This window comes from Methylomonas fluvii, assembly GCF_014850975.1.
GTDB classification, from domain to species: domain Bacteria; phylum Pseudomonadota; class Gammaproteobacteria; order Methylococcales; family Methylomonadaceae; genus Methylomonas; species Methylomonas fluvii.
The window spans coordinates 1,497,849-1,516,669 of sequence record NZ_JACXST010000001.1 but is presented as its reverse complement, the minus strand read 5'-3'; the positions used below and the strand labels follow the sequence as shown (position 1 = coordinate 1,516,669).

Annotated in this window: 13 protein-coding genes and 1 pseudogene; 4 read left to right on the top strand and 10 right to left on the bottom strand. The window is 53.5% G+C overall.

The genetic code is table 11. From position 1 onward, the window contains the following. Positions 1-6: 6 nt before the first annotated feature. The 10 genes and pseudogenes from EBB_RS07250 to EBB_RS07205 form a co-directional block, all read right to left on the bottom strand. The gene (locus EBB_RS07250; protein WP_225587262.1) at positions 7-3,489 is read right to left on the bottom strand and encodes a hypothetical protein; all 3,483 of its coding nucleotides are present in this window, start codon (positions 3,487-3,489) and stop codon (positions 7-9) included. A gap of 361 nt (positions 3,490-3,850) precedes the next feature. Continuing rightward, positions 3,851-5,545, bottom strand: coding sequence for an FHA domain-containing protein (locus tag EBB_RS07245; protein WP_192393095.1), 1,695 nt, complete (start codon positions 5,543-5,545; stop codon positions 3,851-3,853). 174 nt (positions 5,546-5,719) lie between these two features. Continuing rightward, positions 5,720-6,793, bottom strand: a complete 1,074-nt coding sequence (locus EBB_RS07240) for a hypothetical protein (protein ID WP_192393094.1) — start codon at positions 6,791-6,793, stop codon at positions 5,720-5,722. After that, the gene (locus EBB_RS07235; RefSeq protein ID WP_192393093.1) at positions 6,768-8,180 is read right to left on the bottom strand and encodes an MBOAT family O-acyltransferase; all 1,413 of its coding nucleotides are present in this window, start codon (positions 8,178-8,180) and stop codon (positions 6,768-6,770) included. The genes EBB_RS07240 and EBB_RS07235 overlap by 26 nt, the downstream gene beginning before the upstream one ends. 119 nt (positions 8,181-8,299) lie before the next feature. Continuing rightward, positions 8,300-9,286, bottom strand: coding sequence for a lytic murein transglycosylase B (gene mltB, locus EBB_RS07230; protein WP_192393092.1), 987 nt, complete (start codon positions 9,284-9,286; stop codon positions 8,300-8,302). A gap of 7 nt (positions 9,287-9,293) precedes the next feature. Continuing rightward, positions 9,294-10,424, bottom strand: a complete 1,131-nt coding sequence (gene rodA, locus EBB_RS07225; RefSeq protein ID WP_192393091.1) for a rod shape-determining protein RodA — start codon at positions 10,422-10,424, stop codon at positions 9,294-9,296. After that, positions 10,421-12,270 (bottom strand): annotated as a pseudogene (gene mrdA / locus EBB_RS07220) (penicillin-binding protein 2). The gene rodA and the pseudogene mrdA overlap by 4 nt, the downstream one beginning before the upstream one ends. A gap of 6 nt (positions 12,271-12,276) precedes the next feature. Continuing rightward, the gene (gene mreD / locus EBB_RS07215; protein ID WP_192393090.1) at positions 12,277-12,765 is read right to left on the bottom strand and encodes a rod shape-determining protein MreD; all 489 of its coding nucleotides are present in this window, start codon (positions 12,763-12,765) and stop codon (positions 12,277-12,279) included. Continuing rightward, positions 12,752-13,648 carry a rod shape-determining protein MreC gene (gene mreC, locus EBB_RS07210; protein WP_192393578.1) on the bottom strand — a complete coding sequence of 299 codons (897 nt, stop codon included), beginning with the start codon at positions 13,646-13,648 and terminating at the stop codon, positions 12,752-12,754. The genes mreD and mreC overlap by 14 nt, the downstream gene beginning before the upstream one ends. Before the next feature lie 181 nt (positions 13,649-13,829). Then, positions 13,830-14,873, bottom strand: coding sequence for a rod shape-determining protein (locus EBB_RS07205; RefSeq protein ID WP_020484718.1), 1,044 nt, complete (start codon positions 14,871-14,873; stop codon positions 13,830-13,832). Between the two features lie 114 nt (positions 14,874-14,987). Between EBB_RS07205 and gatC the strand changes: the two genes are divergently transcribed. Genes gatC through gatB form a run of 4 tightly spaced genes read left to right on the top strand, consistent with a single transcriptional unit; the run spans position 14,988 to position 18,809 of the window. Then, positions 14,988-15,275 carry an Asp-tRNA(Asn)/Glu-tRNA(Gln) amidotransferase subunit GatC gene (gatC, locus tag EBB_RS07200; protein WP_192393089.1) on the top strand — a complete coding sequence of 96 codons (288 nt, stop codon included), beginning with the start codon at positions 14,988-14,990 and terminating at the stop codon, positions 15,273-15,275. A gap of 8 nt (positions 15,276-15,283) precedes the next feature. Next, complete coding sequence (gatA, locus tag EBB_RS07195; RefSeq protein WP_192393088.1) at positions 15,284-16,735, top strand: Asp-tRNA(Asn)/Glu-tRNA(Gln) amidotransferase subunit GatA; 1,452 nt, start codon at positions 15,284-15,286, stop codon at positions 16,733-16,735. Between the two features lie 13 nt (positions 16,736-16,748). After that, positions 16,749-17,351, top strand: a complete 603-nt coding sequence (locus EBB_RS07190; protein WP_192393087.1) for a Uma2 family endonuclease — start codon at positions 16,749-16,751, stop codon at positions 17,349-17,351. A gap of 18 nt (positions 17,352-17,369) precedes the next feature. Beyond that, complete coding sequence (gatB, locus tag EBB_RS07185; protein WP_192393086.1) at positions 17,370-18,809, top strand: Asp-tRNA(Asn)/Glu-tRNA(Gln) amidotransferase subunit GatB; 1,440 nt, start codon at positions 17,370-17,372, stop codon at positions 18,807-18,809. Positions 18,810-18,821 lie beyond the last annotated feature (12 nt).

Below are 18,821 nucleotides of genomic sequence, written 5' to 3'. Positions count from 1 at the left end.
CAACTATTAATCGCGAAGCAAATTTAGATAGTCAGCGCGCGTTAGCACATACATAGGACTGGATGAAATGGACACACTGGCTTTGCCGGTGGCATCGACGGGCAAGTCTTCCACATGCCCGACCACATCCACCGTCACCCAGGCCTGCTGCGGCTCTAGCTGCATGGTCCATACACTGCTGGTTTCGTCTACGCGCCATATCATCAAAGTCTCACCAAAATAAGCGGCCTGAATGTTGCCGTCCTTGGTATCGACAGCACGGTACGGCCAACCATCGATCAACGCACCCGCGGTATACATCGCTGCTTCGCCGGGCTTATGGCCCAAGGAATAGTCCCAGATTCGGCCGTAAGCCAGGTCATATTCGTGGGCAAGACAAAACGCTACGCCCAGATAATCCTGACGGCTGTTGACCCAAGCAATGATTTTCGCCACCTGCTCGGCCTGCCAGCGCCGGCCGCTGACACCGTGCATGGCCTTGGCACCGGTTTCGCCTAGCCAGAACGGCAATTTGTTGCTGCGACCCAGGCTGGCATAGCTTGCCAACACGCCCCGCTCATCTTCGTTGGAACCATTTCCAATCGGCCCGCCAAAACGCGGCGGCTGCTGCGGATAGGCGTGCACGTCCCAAGCATCCTGGTAGTTGTCCAAACCCAATTGCAACACCTGTTTAAACCAGTCGCCCTCGCCCGGCCTGACCAAGCTGCCGCCGACATAATGCGCATCGCTGCGGGCTTGATGCGCTTGTTGATATTCCCATTTCGCTCGTTCGACCCAATGTCCCGGCTCCCGCAGCGTTTGCCAATCGGCTTCATGGCGAATGTCTATTTCGTTCGTGGCTTTAAAATAGCGGGTGTAAGCAGCTGCAGATTGGATAAAACTTTGGCCGTCAGTAGGCTTGTCGTTCAACCAGTTGCTGTCGCCGGAGGAATCGGCAAATAACTGCAAGCCGCGCTGTTTGGCTTGTTCCCACAACGGCTTATATTCGGGAGCAAAACCCGGATAGCTACCGTAGCTTCTGAAAATCCCCATCCGTTGCAGCCAAGCAAAATAGCCGCCGGACCGCCTGAAACTTTTATCGCCGTCGGCCAGCGCGTAGTAGTCGTTGTTCCAGAGTTTCTTTTGCGCCAGCCGTTGCTTTTGGGCGGCATTGCCGCCGACCACACTAAAACCGTCGGCCGGATAATGCATGATCAAGCGGCCATCTGTAGTGTATAAGGACGGATAGACCGCGTAATAGCCCGGCTCAAGAAGCTTGCCAAAATCGGCTTCGACCTGACCGGGAAAGGTATCACTGACTTCCCGTTCAGCGATTTGTGTGCCGCTGTAGTCCACTAGGCGCAGACGGCATTTTGCCGGGAAGCGCAGTAGCGGCGCCGCTAAAGTCATTTCTTCCAAAATCGGCTGCCAGCGTAAATCTACCTTTAACTTCAGCGCCTCCCCCGGATGCAGCAGGTTGGTGGGTGCGTCAACGAACACGATGGGCCGTAACTTTGAGGCAATCCGTTGTAAAGTCAGATCCACATCGGGATCACTAACTTGGGTTGTCAATCCTGCCGATGTCTGCCCGCCCGGATCGGTGAATACCCCGGAAAAATAAAAGCGCTGTCCTTGCTCATGCTGCATCACCAGTTTCAGCAGCAGGCTATGCCAGCCAGGAGTGAGGTTTAGCGCCGCCACTTGCGGTGACTGCATGCGCTCGGCGGAGGCGGTGGCCAGCAAACCTTCCGTAGTCAAGCTATGCAGTAGCGTTTTGGTTTGAGCCCCCATAGATTTGGCATATCCGGCGGGTGGGTTTGGATCATCGTTAAACGCAACAGATTGACCATCCAGCCAGCCGGCGGATTTGATACCGGATTGCCTGAGATGCAACAGCGTTGGCGTTGCTTGTTGGGCATGGATGTAAAGCTGCGCATAGCCGGTGCCGCGCGACCAACCATAAGCATGCGCAGTACTGGCTTCAATGTCAGCGTCACCGTTGGCTTGGGTTGGTGCGATGCGCCAATCGCGCATTTTGCCGCCCATCATTTCCAGGCTCAGATAGGCTTGCTCGGGATTGGGCCGTAAGAGGGTTTCCGTATCCAGGCCAAACACTGATACGCCAGCTTGACCATCCTGTAAGGCGCCGACCAGCCAAGCCTGGGGCACACCATTGTTCAGAGGTATCGGCGGCTCGGAAATAACCTGAGCCAGTTTCGGCATAGTGCCGAATTTGCCGGGTTCAGCCAGAAATTTGAGCACATCCGTTGCTGCGACGGGCTGATTCAATACACCGAGCACTGTGAAATGGTCATCGGCGATTACTGCGGCGGGCAGAGTCTTGATATTTAATTGCCCGGCCATCGCTTCGGCTTCGGGGCCGAGCAAATAAGTGACCGGCAAATTTTCATAGACCGGTCGCGCCGCATCCGCAGCCAAGCCGCCAAATAACATCTCGCCATGTTCGCCCTTGCCATCCAACAAATAGAGGCGTCGCGGGCCTGCGGCGGCAGGTTTAGTCAACGCCAAAAAGCGATTTCTGGCCTGCGCCTGCTCGGCGGACATCCAATCGCCGACCGGCTTATCAAGTATCAATAAAAATGCGTCGAAAACCTTGGCCCCGTCGGCCTTGCCGTTATTTTCGATGTCCAGCCAACGGTCGCCGGGCAACAATGTCACGCCGACAGATGCCGGTAACCATTGGTATTCCCACGGGGTGTTGTTAGTCAGCGCAAACTCGGTGCGAGTCGCCAGTTCTTCAAGTTTTGCACCTGCCTTGACGATGAAGCGTTGTTTAACCTGAGACACCTCACCGCCGCTTTTATAGCGGGCCAGCAATCGGTATTCCCCGGGCTTAAGGGCTGTCGGCAATGCAAAGCGAAAACTACCGCCCCAATCGCCAAACCCCTGATGAAACAATAATGCATCATCCTGCTCGGTGGCCAATGCGCCGGTATTGTGGCCGGCCGTGGCGCTACCGGTAACAACGTCAAGATAGCGCGGCTTGGGCAACGCCGCCAAGGTTGGCGCCTTGCCTAATTCCAACAACACTGCTGGTTGATCCGCACTACCCGCCCAGGGCAATGCCGCCCACGGCGATGCCAACAAAAACGCATCGAACACTTTGGCGTCGTGACCATTGCCGCTGTTGCGAATTTCGATCACCTTATCACCGGCTTTCAGCGGCACCGGCTTATCACCGGTTATCCAGGCGTATTCCCAGCCGCTGGGTTTCAACGACAAGCTGCCGCGCAACCCCAATTGGCCGGCATCCGGTCCCGCCCAGACTTCAAAAGTCTGTACGCAAACATTCGGATCGCCGCCCTGCCGCCAGCGCGCCCAGAATTTAAAATCACCCGCCACAGGCTGAGTTAAGTTGAAACGAAAAACCGCGGGCCATGAGCCAAACCCGGCATGCAGCACGTTGACGGCATCAGGCTCGACTTGCCAACTGACGCCGGCTTGCGGTTCCGGCAGCGCTTGGCCTTGGACAATCTGGACACCGGGCATGGAATGAGATAGTGCTGAAGGCGCACTGCCCAATTCAAGCAAGAAGGCGGGGTGCTGCGGCGTGGGATTAATGGGGAGATTATGAGTTACGGCATTTAATCCGGCCTGGCTCGCACCAGAAGCGGCAATTGCCAACAGACAGACAAAAATGCAGCGCGCGGAAACCGAAAACAGCCGAAGGGATATAGTGCGGGGAGGCATCGAAAATCCTTGTCAGTTATAAACACCCGAGCCCAGCCCGGGAGCAGACACATCCTTGTCGATACCATGATAAAACAGCTTGGCAAAAATTTCCGCTTTAGTGCCCTCTCATTAGCCTATGCAAAATCATTGGGGGTTGCATTAGAGCAGACCCAAAAACTCAATTGACGGCCTGAGTTAGCTGTAAAAGTGGCGGGCTGAAGTCAAAACCGAAATGTTTAGGGTCTTCGCCTATCACCGCAGCCGAGACGATGTAAAACACGTAATCGTAGGTTTCTACCGGAATTTCGTATTGTTGGATGAATTTCCAGAAGTTACGGTCGCGCGGGTTATCGGGCATTTTCTCTACCATGCCGCGTACCTTATTATGACCGTAGTTATAGCTGGCCATTACCAACAAGCCCGACGCTTGAGCTTGCTTGCTGTAGATGTATTTCAGGTATTTGGCGCCGGCCTGGGTCGCTTGCGCAAAGTCAAAACGCGCGTCCTGTTCGTCGTATTCTCTGACGTTCGCCAATGGACCGGGCGGCAACCCGTATTCTTGTCCGGTGGTGGCTAAAAATTGCCAGGCACCCTTGGCAATCCCAAAACGGGTCTCCGGCCCTATGGCTTTCGTGTCGTAATTGCTTTCCTGCAGCGGCAAATACATAAAATAAGCCGGCAGACCTTCCTTATCCAAGGCTTCCAGCACCATGGGGCCATATTGATTGTCTTGCATGTTTTTAATAGCCAGACGCAATCTGCCGGTATCCTGCCAGTTTTTGATGTATTGCCGCACTTGCGTGACAAACTCGTCCGGCAGTTCCAACTCGCTTTCACCAAAGCCTCTGACCACCCGCGTGATTAACTCGCGTTCGTATTGTTCGTCGGTGGGAAAGCTCAGGCGTAGAAAATCGATTTCCTTTAGATACTCCTGATATTTGGCTTTCATCAATTTCAGCTTTTGCCGTTCCTCAGCCAAGCGTTTTTTCTCTTCCAGAATTTTCGCCTGTTCGGCTTTGATGCGCTCCTGAGAGACCTTAAGTTTTTCGTCTTTTACCTCTTCAAAGGCTTTTGCCAAGGAGTCAACATTCTCCGCCAGCCGAATATCGGCTTGCGACAAACTGACTTCCAAAGTTTTAACGTCGTAAAACATGTTGATCGCCAGCTTGCGGGCATTGTCCAGTGCCAGGTATTGGTAAGTGACCAAGCCGGCGGCTATCACAAACAAGATCCCCAAAGACCAAATCAGCTTTTTGTAATTTTTGGTTCTGACCGTTCTATCCTCGCGGATCACGCGGCGCACCATGCGCGTGTAATCACCCATATCCGCGGACTCTTCCTCGGACAACAGGCGATTCTTGATGGCATCCGCCGATAAATTCGGCTGCGACTTGGGAAGTGGGGCTTGGGGCGGATTTAAGACCGGCGTTTGCGCCGCGGCAAATAGGGTCGCATCGTCTTTGGGCGTGGGTAAAACGGGCTTTGCATTTGCGGAGGCGATTTTTAGTTCAAACGGCGAAACGCCCAAGCCCAACAAAACCGGCAACTGCAACTTGGTTTTTGCGGGTAGTCTTTGCTTGTCCAGATACACGCCATGCGTGCTGTTTAAATCATAAAGCCACCAGCCGTCCGCTTCGCGCTTGATTTGCAAATGATGCCGGCTGATGGATTGATCGTTGACAACCACCGAGTTCTCTTGGGCACGACCAACGCTGAAACTGTTTTCGAAAACAAAATTGCCGATGACTTGACCGCTGATATTCAGTAAATCAACTAACAGCGTTTCCGGCCGAGCTAACACGGTGCGATCAGCATCCGCTTCCGCTGCTTTCAGCGGACTGACGCCCATGAAAACGGTTTTATCGTCTTCCATCAACTTGCCTCATCGTTACATTGCCAGCGCCAAAGCTTGCTATCCCGCCCTTAAATCTCGTCACTCCTGCGGACAAGTAGTAATTCACTTACGGCAAGGGTTTCCCGCTTTGGGACTGACGGCCGCAAAGAATTTAAGGACGGGGTTAATAATCGCTCTTTTATATAGGCGACTTCAAAAAACCGCTTTAGCTTTTAATCCCGAAACCAGCTGTGTGGTAAATGCCTGTTTATCTCGCCTATCCAAATGCGAGCCGTCCGGCAATGCAAAGTTTAACGCCGGATAATCCTGAGAATTAAAAGTTATTGCCCGGCTATGGGCTGCAAATACATCCCAGCCGAATTCACGTGGGCTGCGATGCTCATCAATGGCGAAAATCAATCCTGCCATCGGGAAATTGATAAAGGCGATTTTGCCGCCTCTCTCCAAAATCCGGTCTGTCAGGCGATTGACGTAGAAAAACTGCTCCGGCGCGTAATGGGTCGGTGCCGATTGTTGCAAGGCGTCAATCACCAGACGTTCGAAATCGGCTTGCGAAGCTACTTTAGCAAGATCGACCGTTTGCCCAAGATTACGCAACACCCGCTGAATATAAAACATCGGCTGGTCGACCAATTGATAATCGGCATCTCGTTGCCGATTGGGCTTGGTACTGAGATAAAGCGGCCTGACTTTACCCGGCGTAATCAATCGTATCAACAAATCGCTGGCCGGCATGCCGCTCGCGTATAACGCAGACCATTGTTGCACCCGACTTTTCAATAGCGTTTCCAGTTTGGGCGCCACCAAGGCTTTATATTCCCGATGATAAAAATCTATCCATTCGTTGGCGCGGTCGGTCTGCGATTTTTCCACCAATTTCCAGACATCGCCGGACACCAGTACGGTACCGGTAATACTGTCATCGGCGGCCAAATCAGCCAATACAGGTAAGAACTCCGAACCGTCTATCGCCAGTTGCACTGGGGTTAAGCCGGTTGCGGCGGCCAATACATCCAGATCCATATCCAGTTGCATGCGCGAGTCGCCGACCAGGATCAGGGCCTGTTTACCCAGCAACGCGGCTTTAGTGCGTTCGGTGGCCCATAACTCTTTGCTGTCCTGCACAGTGGGCTGAAAGCCGATTTGCCTTAGTCTCAGCTCGACAACCGCCAACAACAGCACGGCAATCGCCATCCCCGCCAGAAAGCTGCGTTTAAGGGCTTGCTGGGGCAAACGATCACTAGAATTGGAAGTATATGAATGCACGACTGTCACCGGTAGAAAAAATACCCACACAAACCATCAACAAGGCGACGAGGCTGGTTTTGACCATGGGCGAAAAACTGTCGAATCGTTGTTCAAGCCTGATGTCGCGGCTGGCGATATGCCAAATCAACGTTGTTGCCATTACGGACACGACGACAATCCGGCTGAGCATCCCCAATTCACTACTACCCGTGGTATTGGTCAGTGCCCCTAATATTGCCGCTAAGTTGTCGAAGCCTTGCGCACGAAACGGAATCCAGGTCAGCGACACCAGCAAAAAGGTCAGCAAAATCAGCACCAGCTTTGGCGCAAGCCCAACCGGACGATAAGCCGTGACTTGCTTGATGCCGTGTTCGACAACCAGAAACAAGCCGTGCAAACACCCCCATACCGCAAAAGTCCAGGCCGCACCATGCCATAGCCCACCCAAAATCATCACCAATACCAGATTGAAGACGGTCCTGACGGGCTTACCTCTGCTGCCGCCCAAACTGAAATACAGGTAATCCCGCAACCAGCTGGACAGCGAGATATGCCAGCGCTTCCAGAAATCCGAAAAGCCCAGCGCGCCATAAGGACAATGAAAATTATCGGGCAGGCTAAAACCCAAAGTCAGCGCCGCACCGATGGCGCATAAGGAATAGCCGGCAAAGTCGAAAAAGATTTGCCCGGAAAACGCCAACACACCCAGCCAAACATCCTGAGCGGCAAACGCGCTGGGCGTAGCGTAAATCTGATCGACTACCGGCGCTAAGGCGGTGTCGGCCAAAATGGCTTTGGCGAAAATTCCGAATAAAAATAGCGTCAGTCCCCAAATGAATTGCTCGCTGCTGGCTTTTTGTGGCGTTTTACACTGGGGCAAGAACTGCGGTGCGCGGACAATCGGCCCGGCGACCAGTTGCGGGAAAAACGTCACAAACAAGGAAAAATCCAGAAAACTAGTTTCGGCTGGCGTCTTGCGTTGATAAACGTCCAGCGTGTAGGACAAGGTTTGGAAAGTGTAAAAGGAAATACCGATCGGCAACACAATGCCCAAAGGCAGCGGTTGATAGTTTATTCCAACCAGTCCGAGCAGGCCGGCAAAGCTTTGATTCAAGAAATCCGCATATTTGAAAAAGCCCAGGAAACCGAGATTCACCAACAAACTTATCGTCAGCAAACCTTTGCGGCGTTCCTGGCTTTTTGCGGCGGCCATGGTTTTGGCCAGAAAAAAGTCTACGGTGGTGGAAATCCACAGCAACACCACAAATGGTGGATTCCAGGCAGCGTAGAACAAATAACTGGCAATTAGCAAAACAATTTTTTGCGCTCGCCAATGCCTTATCGAGTAATGCAGGGCTAAAACGATTAGCCAAAAAATCAGAAATAAAAACGAGTCAAATTGCATAGGCCGGCTGCTAAGTGAAACAGGGCCGACAGCATCGGCCCTGTAATGTCAGGTATAAGCACTAGCAGGTTTGGTTTTGCCAGTGTCGGACAAGGATAGTCTAACAATGGCCGTCATGCTTATGAAGCCTTACGGGCGGCGATGGCCTGGCTGAGTTGATACACCGCCATTGCATACAGCGGGCTGTGGTTATAGCGGGTAATGACATAAAAATTATGCAGGCCCACCCATAAATCTTCCCCCACCGTTTGCTGGTAAGCCAGCAGTTTGACGGTTTCGCCAGTGGCCAATTGCGTCGGCACATCCACCCCTAGGCGGCGCAATTCGCCGACATTTGTATCCGGCTTAACGCCCTTGCTCAATGCTTGCCGATAGGCTTCGCCGCGGGCACTGACCGGGTAGGCAACAGCCCCGCCCGGTCGCCACTGGTTGCGCACGAAATAATTAGCCACGCTAGCGATGGCATCGGCGCTGTTAGTCCAGATATTCCGTTTGCCGTCCTGATCGAAATCCTTGGCGTAACCGCGGAAACTGCTGGGCATGAATTGCGGCAAACCCATGGCGCCGGCGTACGAACCCATCGGTTGCAGTGGGTCCATATGCTCTTCGCGGGCTAACACCAGAAATTGTTCCAGTTCCTTCAGGAAGAATTCGCTGCGCGGCGGATACGCAAAACCTAGAGTCGCCAAGGCGTCAATCACCCGATATTTACCGGTATGCGCACCGTATTTGGTTTCCACGCCGATGATGGCGATGATGATTTCCGCCGGCACGCCGTATTGGCTTTCCACCGCTTTCAACGTGGCTTCGTTGTCTTTCCAAAACTGCACACCGCCGGCAATCCGGGCTTCGGTCATGAATATCTCACGATATTGAAACCAGGGCTTACCCTCAGCCGGCTTGGACATCGCATCCAAAATCGGCTGTTGGATTTGGACGGCCTTGAACAAATTCCGTAATTCAACTTCGTTGAAATGCTGCTGTTTAACCATGTTATGGATAAACTGTTTGAAGCTGTCGGTTTCGGCGATTTCAGCCGATGCCGAACCGGCAGCGAACAAGGTGGCGGCCAATAGCCAGGCGAATTTATTCTTGTTAATTTTCATAAGCTAATTAGACGGGTAGTAGTTTACGGTGGGTATGGATGGACATCAGGATACCGAAGCCGGCCATCAAGGTCACCATCGAAGTGCCGCCATAACTGACCAGCGGCAGCGGCACGCCGACCACCGGCAACACGCCGATCACCATGCCGATATTCACAAAAACGTAGACAAAAAAAGTAAACGCCAAACTGCCGGCTAATAAGCGTGAATAGGTATCCTGGGCTTGCACGGCAATGTAAAAACACCGGCTGATGACCAACAAATACAAAACCAGCAGGCCGACGCAACCAAATAAGCCAAACTCCTCGGCAAACACCGCAAAGATAAAGTCGGTGGAGCTTTCCGGTAAAAAATCCAGTTCCGCCTGACTACTGCCCAGCCAGCCCTTGCCGTTGATGCCGCCGGAACCGATGGCAATCTTGGATTGAATGATATGGTAACCGGCGCCCATGGGATCAGCCTCAGGATTCATAAACGTCAATACGCGGTTGCGCTGATAGTCGCGCATGAAATGCCACAACACCGGGGTCAAAGACGCCAGTAAAGCCACAATGCCGAGCATGAACCACCAGGATAAGCCGGCGAAGAACAGCACCGCCGCACCGGAACTAGCTACCAGCAAGGAAGTCCCCAAATCCGGCTGTTTTGCAATCAGCAAAACCGGCACAATCAACAACGTCGCCGCGCCCAACACATGCTTGGGCTTGGGCGGCAAGGCCCGTTCCGACAGATACCAGGCCACCATCATCGGCGCACTGATTTTGGTAAATTCGGACGGTTGAAAACGAAAGAAACCCAGATCCAGCCAACGCTGCGCCCCCATACTGATCTGCCCCATTACCGCCACTGCCAGTAACAACAACACGCAAACCGAAAACAAGGCCACCGAAAAACTCTGGAAACGGCGCGGATTGACGTGCGCCAACACGATCATCAATAAAATGGCGAACCCCATGCGGGTGGCGTGCCGAATCAGCAACGGCACTTCTTGCCCGCCGGCACTGTACAAAATTACAAAACTGGTCGCGCAAATCAGCAACAAACCAATGAACAACGGAATGTCGATATGCAGCTTGCGGAGCAGATTTCCCAGCAACGATGGCGGCTGAAACTGCTCATTGCGCATTTCGGTTCTCATGGCTGCGGCTCCTTTTTCTGACTCAGATAGGCGTCAATAATTTCGCCGGCAATCGGCGCCGCTACCGAACCTCCGTGGCCGCCGTGTTCGGCAATAATCGCCACCGCGATTTGCGGGTCGTGCACAGGCGCGAAGGCGATGAATAGGGCATGGTCGCGCATTTTAAAGTCGATGGCGTCCTCGTTGTATTTCTCTTCCTGCTTGATGGTAAACACTTGCGCCGTGCCGGTCTTACCGGCAATTTGATAGGTAATGGCCTTGGCCAAGCGACCGGCGGTCCCCTAGCCCCATGCACCACATTAGTCATGCCTTTAATAATATTTTCGACATTTTGAGTTTTCAACGGAATCAAGGCATCGGCCTTACCACCGATCATATCGGCGTAATCGGCACTGATGATACTGTGCACCAAATGCGGTGTAATCACCTTGCCATAGTTGGCCAGCGTAGCCGTCGCATGCGCCAACTGCAATGGCGTGGCTTGCGTGTAACCCTGGCCGATCCCGGTAATCAGCGTTTCGCCGGGAAACCAAGCCTGGCTACGGTAATGCTTTTTCCATTCCTTGGACGGCATCAAACCATCGACTTCGCCGACCAAATCGATCCCGGTTTTCCGGCCGAAACTGAATTTATCCATAAAGTCGTGCATTTTATCGATGCCTAGCGCCAGGGCCAGATCGTAGAAATACACGTCGCAAGACTGGGTAATCGCGTCGTTCATATCCACCATGCCGTGCCCCCACTTCTTCCAGTCGCGATACTTGTGATCGACATTCGGCAGCTTGTAATAACCCGGACAGAACAATCGGTGGTTAAAGTCGGTCACGCCATATTCCAGCCCCGCCAAGGCCAGAAAGGGTTTGACCGTCGAGCCCGGTGGATACTGGCCGCGCAAGGCCCGATTGTATAAAGGCTGATCCGGCGAGTCCTGCAAGGCCTTGTATTCTTTGCCGGAAATCCCGGACACAAAGGGATTGGGATCGAAACCGGGCCGGCTGGCGAACACCAGCACCCCGCCGGTTTTGATTTCAATCGCCACCGCCGCGCCGTTATATTCCGACAAGGCATCGTAAGCGATTTTTTGTAGGTCGATGTCCAAGGTCAGATAGATGTTGGAACCCGCCACCGGCTCCACCGTCGCCACTGTGTTGACGGCCCTGGCCTGCGCGTTGGTTTCTATTTCTTCGTAACCGGCGGTGCCCAGTAGATGTTCTTCATAGGTTTTTTCGATGCCGGTTTTACCGATGTGGTTGGTGCCACGATATTTCGCCAACGGCAAGGTTTGCATTTCCTTCTCGTTGATCCGGCCCACATAGCCGACCACATGGGAAGCCAAATCGCCGTAAGGATAATGCCGCACCAAGCGGGCGTAGACATCGACGCCGGGAAAATACGGTCTGACCACCGCAAATTTTGCGACTTCTTCGTCACTGAGATTCTGCAGTAACGGCGTGCTGGTAAAGGATTTATTGCGCTTGCGCTGCTTTTGAAACAAATCGATTTTTTCTTCGGAAATATCCAGCAGCTTTTGCAATCTGACTAGCGTGTCGTCGATATTTTCGATCTGCTCCGGAATCAATTCCAAGCTGTAGGTCGGCACGTTTTCCGCGAGCATCCGCCCCTTGCGGTCGTAAATCACGCCACGGGTGGGAGGCAAAGGCGAGATCTTGATGCGGTTGTCTTTGGATAACGTCGCGTAGTGTTCGTGACCGACCACCTGCAAATACACCAAACGCACGACCAGACCGGCGATCAAAAACAGGATCAGGATAAACGCCGCGACGATGCGGCTTAAAAATAAGCGACTTTCGGCGAGCGGATCTTTGATGGCGAATTTTCTATCCATGCTCCGTTAGACGATGCGCGCCATTACCCGGATATAACGCAGCACCACAAACACCAGCGGCCACACCAAGGTTCCGGATAACACCGGATACCAAAACGCCAGGGGCAGACGATTGCCAGCCTGCATGCTTTCGGTGCCGAAAATAATGCTCTGCGATGCAAGCAAACACAAAAACACAAACAAGCATTGCTGCACCATCGGAAATTGCCGCAAACGCCGATGCTCGTTGATACTGAAATAGCAAATCAGCGCATAGATCAAGGCGTACTGACCCAGCAAACGGCCGGTTAATACGTCAGTCAACAAGCCTATCGACCAAGCGCTGAATACGCCAAACCGTTCCGGCAAGGCAATCGACCAATAAATCAACACCAATACTATCCAATCCGGATTGAATACATCCATACTGGGAAACAACGACATTACCCGCAGCACCATCGCCGCGCCTATGGTAGCGAAGAAGTAAACGGTGGCGGCAAAATCAAGGCGCGACATGCTCGGCTTCCTTGGTTTCCGGCTCGGCTGGCGCTTTACCCTGCTCGCCTAACACCACCGGCGTGGAATGACTCCAGACGATCAAAAACTCGCGGCTTTTATCCAATTCCGCCTTTGGCGTGGCGTAAATATTGGCAAAAGATTTGTCCGGCCTAGCTTCGAACTTATCCACTACCGCCACCGGATACCCGGCTGGAAACACACCACCCAGCCCGGAGGTAACCAGCAAATCACCCGGCACGATGTCAGCGTTATTAGCCAGAAACGGCAAATGCAGACGATTGGGCTGGCCGGTACCGAAAGCGATGGTACGCAAACCGTTGCGGTTGACCTGTACTGGAACGGCATGGTCGGGATCGGTGATCAGCATCACTTCCGAGCTGGACGGTAAGGCCCGCACCACCTGCCCGACGATACCGTTGGCATCCAAAACAGGCTGTTCCGGATGCACGCCAAATCGCGAGCCTTTGTTGACCACCACCGTGTGTTCGTAAGGCGCCAGTTTTACCGACACCAGTTCGGCTACCAGCACTTGTTCGCCAAGCTGAAAGGAGTTTTCCAGCAACATCCGCAGACGCGTGTTTTCCTTTTCCAAGGCTGCGAATTTCAACAATTTCGCATCATTGACGAATTGAGCTTCTTTCAAGCGGCGGTTTTCTTTTTGCAATTCCACAAAAGAAATGACTGTTCCGGAAACCGTTTGATAAAAATCGACCGGCAGACTGGCCAGCGACTGTAAGGGATAGGTGAACACCGATAACAAGGAGCGCACCCGATCCAGGCGTTCACTGCGGTAATCAATCACTAACATCGAAATTGATACCAGCAATGCCACCAGTAAGCGGGTATTAAGTGAAGGGCCTTTGGCAAATAAGAGTTTTATGGCAAACCTCTAACAATCAAAACGCGACGAGCAAGACCGGCACCCGTCGACGCGACAGCAAGAACAATCAAGCTCCGCTCATGGGCAGTTCATGTGCCGAGCGGCATAAATTCATAGAAAAGGCCGCTGTAGCCGCTTTACGCGGTCACAGCGGCCTTTCAGAGATTTTTCGGTACAGCGCTTATTCCAAAGAAAACGCCGAAGCACCTTTAGAGTCCAACATTTCCAACACCATGCCGCCGCCGCGGGCCACGCAAGTCAATGGGTCGTCAGCGATATACACCGGCAGACCGGTTTCCTCGGAAATCAAGCGGTCGATGTCTTTCAGCAATGCACCGCCGCCGGTCAACACGATACCGCGGCTGGCCACGTCCGCGCCCAGCTCCGGCGGAGTTTGTTCAAGCGCCACTTTCACAGCGCTGACGATACCCGATAAGGGTTCTTGCAAGGCTTCCAGAATTTCGTTGCTGTTTAGCGAGAAGCTACGCGGCACGCCCTCGGCCAAATTACGGCCGGTGACCTGCATTTCCCGCACTTCGCTACCGGGATAGGCGGCGCCGATTTGATGTTTGATTTTTTCAGCGGTCGCTTCGCCGATCAAGGTACCGTAATTACGGCGCACATAGCTGATGATGGCGTCGTCGAAGCGATCTCCACCGATTCTAACCGACGCCGAATAAACGATACCATTCAAGGAAATCACCGCCACTTCTGAAGTACCGCCACCTATATCCAGCACCATCGAACCATGGGCGGTATCCACCGGTAACCCGGCGCCCACCGCAGCGGACATCGGCTCTTCGATCAAATACACTTCTCTAGCGCCAGCCATGGCCGCCGATTCGCGAATCGCCCGCCGCTCTACTTGCGTAGAACCGCAAGGCACGCAGATCAGAATGCGCGGGCTGGGCCGCAACAGTTTGTTTTCGTGGACTTTTTTGATAAAAAACCGCAGCATGCGCTCGGTCACGGCGAAGTCGGCAATCACGCCGTCTTTCAACGGCCGGATGGCGGTGATATTACCGGGCGTACGGCCCAGCATGCTTTTGGCGTCGGCACCGATAGCCGCGATGGTTTTTTGGCCGCGAATTTTGTCTTCTTTAATCGCCACCACGGAAGGCTCGTTGAGTACGATTCCCTGGCCCGGAACATAAATTAACGTATTTGCCGTACCCAAATCGATCGACAAATCATTGGAAAACAGGCCACGAATTCTTTTAAACATTTTATGCAGTACCCTAAGCGCACACGGAAAATCCCGCTACTTTAACAATCAAGCAGGTATTTGAGCAAGATATAAAGTATCATAGTTTTACTAAGAAAACCTGGAGTTACAAGAATGTCGTTAACGGCGAATGACGTTAAAAAAATCGCTCACCTGGCAAGGCTGGGCATTGCTGAACAAGATGTCGAACACTATGCAAAAGACCTATCCGGGGTACTGGCATTAATGACGCAAATGGGCCAATTAGACACGATCGGCGTGACACCCATGGCGCATCCGCTGGATCAAATGCAGCGCCTGCGCGATGACGCCGTCACCGAGACCGATCAGCGCGACCATTTCCAAACCATCGCCCCGCAAACCGAAGCCGGATTGTACCTGGTCCCTAAAGTCATCGATTAAGGACGATTATGCACAAACTTACCCTCACCGAACTGGCAGCCGGGCTGCGCAGCAAAGCATTCTCCAGCGTAGAACTGACCCAACATTTTCTGGACCGCACCCACCAGCACCATGACCTGAACGCATTTATTACCGTGAGCGCCGACAGCGCCTTGCAACAGGCCCAGGCGGCCGATCAGTTGCTGGCTACCGGCAACGCTGGACCATTGGCCGGCATCCCCATCGCCCAAAAAGACATTTTCTGCACGCTAGGCACTAAGACCAGCTGCGGTTCGAAAATGTTGGATAACTTCATCGCCCCTTACGACGCCACGGTAGTTGAACACTTCAACAGTGCCGGCGCGGTGATGCTGGGCAAATTGAACATGGACGAGTTTGCGATGGGCTCATCCAACGAAAACAGCTTTTACGGCCCGGTGCGCAACCCTTGGGCGACCGATTGCGTGCCTGGCGGCTCTTCCGGCGGCTCGGCGGCGGCTGTCGCGGCGCGCCTGGCACCTGCGGTGACCGGCACCGACACCGGCGGTTCGATTAGGCAGCCGGCTGCCCTGTGCGGTATCACCGGCCTGAAACCGACTTACGGCCGCGTATCGCGTTACGGCATGATCGCTTATGCATCCAGCTTGGACCAAGGAGGCCCGATGGCGCGTAGCGCTGAGGATGCCGCCCTGTTGCTGCAAGTCATGGCGGGCTTCGACCCTAAAGACTCCACCAGCGTCGATCAAACCGTGCCTGACTACAGCACCAGCCTGAACGATAGTTTGCAAGGCTTGAAAATCGGTCTGCCGAAACAGTTTTTCAGCGCCGAATTGGACAGCCAAATGGCCGCCACCATCCAGGCTGCGATTGCCGAGTATCAAAAACTGGGCGCGGAAGTCAAAGAAGTGGACATGCCTAATCTGCAGTTGGCAATTCCGGCTTATTACGTGATCGCTTCAGCCGAATGCTCGTCCAACCTGTCGCGCTACGACGGCGTGCGCTTCGGTTACCGTTGCCAAAATCCGGCAGACTTGACCGACCTTTATACCCGCTCGCGCGGCGAAGCCTTCGGCGCGGAAGTCAAACGCCGCATTCTGATGGGCACCTATGCGCTGTCGGCCGGCTATTACGACGCATATTATTTAAAAGCCCAGCAAGTGCGCCGCCTGATCAGTGACGACTTCAAGCGTGCTTTGAGCGAAGTTGATGTGCTGATGGGCCCAGTTACGCCCAACACTGCGTTCAACATCGGCGAAAAAACCAGCGACCCGATCCAGATGTACCTGGAAGACATTTACACCATCGCCATCAACTTGGCGGGTTTGCCGGCGATGTCGATTCCGGCCGGCTTCATTGACGGCAAACCGGTGGGCTTGCATGTGATAGGCAATTATTTCAGCGAAGCCAAATTGCTGAATGTCGGCCATCGCTATCAGCAAGTGACTGATTGGCATTTGCAAGTACCGAAAGGTTTCGAATAACACGGGAGGCAACATGGCGCCGATCACGCAATTGTCGCAACTGGACCCCAACGGCACCTATAGCTACGCCGATTATCTGACCTGGCGACTGGAAGAAAGTGTCGAGTTGATCAAGGGCAAGATCATGGCGATGTCGCCGGCGCCTAGCAGGAAACACCAAAGTGTGTCGCTAAATTTATCCGTCAGTTTGGGCAATCATTTCAAGCACAAGCATTGCAATGTGTACGTTGCCCCCTTCGACGTCAAACTCTACGATCGGCGTAAATCCCTGCTAAAAGACCGCGAAGTGTTCAGCGTCGTGCAGCCGGATTTATGCGTCATCTGCGACAAGGAAAAATTGACCGAACAGGGCTGTGACGGCGCGCCGGATTGGATCATCGAGATTTTGTCGCCTGGCAACAGCCAGAGGGAATTAAGGTTGAAATTCCAGTTGTATCGGGAAAGCGCAGTCACTGAATACTGGATCGTCCACCCCTACGAACAAACCCTGTATCAGTTCGTGCTCGACCAAAATCAAAAGTATCAGTTACACGCCATGCACCCCGGCGATGAAATCGCTACACCCTATTTATTCCCCGACCTGCAAATCGACCTGAACGACGTTTTTGCCGAATAAGCTTTAAAGGAACCAAGAATGAACTCACAATGGGAAGCCGTCATCGGCCTGGAAATCCATACCCAACTCTCCACGAAATCGAAAATCTTCTCCGGCGCGGCCACCGCATATGGCGCGGAACCCAACACCCAGGCCTGCGCGGTCGATTTGGGCTTGCCCGGTGTGTTACCAGTTTTGAACAAAGATGCCGTGCGCAAGGCCGTAACTTTTGGCTTGGCGATTGATGCCGAGATTGCCCCGCATTCGGTGTTCGCCCGCAAAAACTACTTTTACCCAGACTTACCGAAAGGCTACCAGATTAGCCAGTTCGAGTTGCCCATCGTCGGCAATGGCCATCTGGACATCGAAGTCGATGGCGTCAGCAAACGCATCGGCATCACCCGCGCTCATCTGGAAGAAGATGCCGGCAAATCCTTGCACGAAGACTTCCACGGCCTGACCGGCATCGACTTGAACCGTGCCGGCACGCCGTTATTGGAAATCGTTTCCGAACCGGACATGCGCTCCGCCAAAGAGGCCGTGGCCTACATGCGTAAATTGCACGAACTGGTGCGTTATCTGGAAATCTGCGACGGCAACATGCAGGAAGGCTCGTTCCGCTGCGACGCCAACGTTTCGGTGCGCCCGAAAGGCCAAAATGAGTTCGGCACCCGCGCGGAAATCAAGAACATCAACTCCTTCAAGTTCGTCGAAAAAGCCATCAACCACGAAATCGAGCGGCAAATTGATGTCATCGAAGGCGGCGGCAAAGTGGTTCAGGAAACTCGCCTGTACGACGCCAACAAAGACGAAACCCGCTCCATGCGCAGCAAGGAAGAAGCCAACGATTACCGTTACTTCCCCGATCCAGACTTGCTGCCGGTATTGATCGAAGAAAGTTTGAAAAACGAAATCCGCACCACACTGCCGGAATTGCCGGACGCCAAAAAACAGCGTTTCATCGAGCAATACACCCTGGATAACGAAAGCGCTACCACCTTGACGTCGTCACGCGAACTGGCCGACTTTTACGAAACAGTGGTCAAAGCCTCGGGCGGCGAAGCGAAGCTGGCCGGCAACTGGCTGACCGGCGACGTGTTGGGCGCATTGAACAAAGCCGGATTGGAAATCGGCGACTGTCCGGTCAATGCCGAGCGTCTGTCCGGCCTGCTCAAACGCATTGCCGACAACACCATTTCCGGCAAAACCGCCAAACAGGTATTCGACAAGCTGTGGAACAGCAACGACAGCGCCGATGAAATCATCGAAAAAGAAGGCTTGAAGCAGATCACCGACACCGGCGCGATCGAAGCCATCGTAGACAAAGTCATCGCCGCCAACCCGGTACCGGTCGAGCAATATCGGGCCGGCAAAGACAAGGCGTTGATGGCTCTGGTCGGGCAAATCATGAAAGAAACCCAAGGCAAGGCCAATCCGGGTGAAGTGAACAAGATGTTGATTGCCAAGCTGAAAAACTAAGGACTCAAGGTA